This window comes from Burkholderia territorii (genome assembly GCF_902833055.1).
In the GTDB taxonomy this organism is placed as follows: Bacteria; Pseudomonadota; Gammaproteobacteria; order Burkholderiales; family Burkholderiaceae; genus Burkholderia; species Burkholderia territorii.
On the sequence record NZ_CADFEJ010000065.1, the window covers coordinates 1 to 680 of the forward strand.

1 protein-coding gene is annotated in these 680 nt (G+C 65.6%); it reads left to right on the top strand.

The window, feature by feature from the left end:
- On the top strand, nucleotides 1–680 hold a 680-nt coding region (locus HW466_RS31000; RefSeq protein ID WP_176316134.1), incomplete at both ends, for a CHASE3 domain-containing protein.

A 680-nucleotide genomic window follows, 5' to 3' on the forward strand; every position in this document is an offset into this window, starting at 1 on the left:
CGTTCCTTCCGCAGGATCATTCAGCGCAACATCGCGCTCCCGCTCGTGATGGGCCTGGTGAATGTCGCGGTGTTCATCGGCCTGGTGGTGTACCTGGTCTCGACCATGAGCTGGGTGGAGCATTCCGAGCGAGTCATCGGCTACGCTAACGAGATGATGCGGCTGGCCGTCGAGCGCCAGTCGTCGAGCCGGGGCTTTTTCATCACGGGCGACGAGCGCTTCCTGTCCCAGTACGAGGTCGGCGAGCGCCAGTTCCAGGCCGAGCTCGATTCCCTGATGAAGCTGGTGCAGGACAATCCCCCCCAGGTCGAGACGCTCAAGCGTATCCAGGCGATCCATGCGCTATGGAATCGCTCGGTCGACGAGGTCATCGAGCTGCGCCGCAAGGGCGCCGATTACAGCGGCGCGATCCAGGCTGGCAAGGGGCAGCGCGAATTCGACGAGACGCGCCGCGAATTCACCTCCTTCCTGGATATCGAGCTGGCCTTGCGCCAGCAGCGCAGCGCCGCCGCGCGCAGCCTGACGGCGGTGGTGGTCGGCACCTTCCTGCTGTTCAGCCTGCTGGTGAGCGGCGTGCTCGCCTGGCGTGGCCGCCGCGAGCTGCTGGAACTCTCCGGCACCTACGACGACGCGCTGCGGCAGGAGCTCGAACATACCGAGGTGCTGAAGCGGCAGGTCTG